The 1,484-nt window shown below is 60.6% G+C and carries 1 protein-coding gene and 1 pseudogene; both read right to left on the bottom strand.

All coding sequences use genetic code 11. The annotated features are described in order from the left end of the window. Positions 1–234: glycine zipper 2TM domain-containing protein (locus HX846_RS28745; protein WP_372242020.1), on the bottom strand; the 234-nt coding region annotated here is incomplete at its 3' end. Between the two features lie 231 nt (positions 235–465). Then, positions 466–1,484, bottom strand: a pseudogene (locus tag HX846_RS28740) (molybdopterin dinucleotide binding domain-containing protein); the annotation flags it as partial.

Genomic DNA, 1,484 nt, shown 5'->3' with positions numbered 1-1,484 from the left:
GCCGCCAATGGCTGCTTCACCGCGGCTGCGCTTGTCTGCGCCCACCGCACTGCCACCCGCGCCGCCGAGTGCTGCACCAATCGCCGAGCCGGTATTACCGCCCAACTGCTGACCTACGACAGAACCTAGAACCCCGCCCAATGCGCCGCCCACACCGGCTTCGGTGGTGCCACCGGCCATGGCTGCGCCACTGACCAGGCCAAGGGACAACAAGAGAATCGAGGAGAACTTCATAGAGGAACCTCAAGAGGATGACGGCGCGATCCTGAGGTTGTATCGAGACGGTGACAATCGAAACCCGACCAGTGGTATGGGTTGTATACAATTCTCTAAGTTACTGTTTTGTATGAGGAACTTAAGTGAGTTTTGCGAGTCTTTAGTTACTTCGGAACGGCCGCTTTTATGCAAAAGCGGCCTTTTTTGTGCCCGTAAGAAACTCGGGTGCTGTCTGTGGCGAGGTGTCGCTTAGGCCGACTTCGCCATGATCAAGCCGGTTGCACTCGCTGCTTCCAGGCGGATCGCTACAAACTTCGACGTTGGCGTATGGCTGCCATCCCCCGTGCTTTCCAGCGGCACCAGCGGATTCACTTCCGGGTAATAAGCCGCAGCCTGCCCCGCCGGAATATCAAATGCCAGCAAGGTAAAGCCCTTCACCCGACGCTCACGGCCGTCGTCCCAGATCGACACGATGTCAGCCTTCTGCCCCGGCTTGAAGCCCAGGCGGATGATGTCGGCTTCATTGACGAACAACACATCCCGCTGGCCCTTGACCCCACGATAGCGGTCGTCCAGGCCATAGATGGTGGTGTTGTACTGATCGTGGGAGCGCATCGACTGCATGATCAGGTCCGGCAATTGCCCGGTGTTGCGGGTGCGTTCGTGCACCAGGTCCTTGGGCAGGATGTTCGGGCGGAAGTTGGCGCGGCCCGACGGGGTGTTCCAGCGACGGGCGCCAGCCGAGTTGCCCAGGTAGAAACCGCCCGGGTTTTTCAGGCGCTCGTTGAAGTCCTTGAAGCCCGGAATGGTGTCGGCGATCAGGTCGCGAATACGGTCGTAATCGGCCACCAGCCAGTTCCAGTCCACCGGCTTGCTGCCCAGGGTGGCGGCGGCAATGCCCGCCAGAATCGCAGGCTCGGATTTCATCTGTTTCGACAGCGGCTGCAGTTGGCCGTTGGAGGCGTGGACCATGCTGAACGAGTCTTCAACGGTCACGGCTTGCGGGCCTTCGGCCTGGATGTCGATGTCGGTGCGGCCCAGGCATGGCAGGATCAGCGCGTCCTTGCCATGCATCAGGTGGCTGCGGTTGAGCTTGGTGCTGATCTGTACGGTCAGGTCGCAATTGCGCAGTGCTTCAAAGGTGCGTGGGCTGTCCGGGGTGGCTTGGGCGAAGTTGCCGCCCAGGCCGATAAAGACCTTGGAGCGGCCTTCGAGCATGGCGTGAATCGCTTCCACCACGTTGTGGCCGTTATCGCGTGGCACCTGGA

It is taken from the genome of Pseudomonas sp. K5002 (assembly GCF_013386655.1).
Classification (GTDB): Bacteria; Pseudomonadota; Gammaproteobacteria; order Pseudomonadales; family Pseudomonadaceae; genus Aquipseudomonas.
The sequence above is the reverse complement of the archived record's forward strand: the minus strand, read 5'-3'. Positions and strand labels throughout refer to the sequence as shown.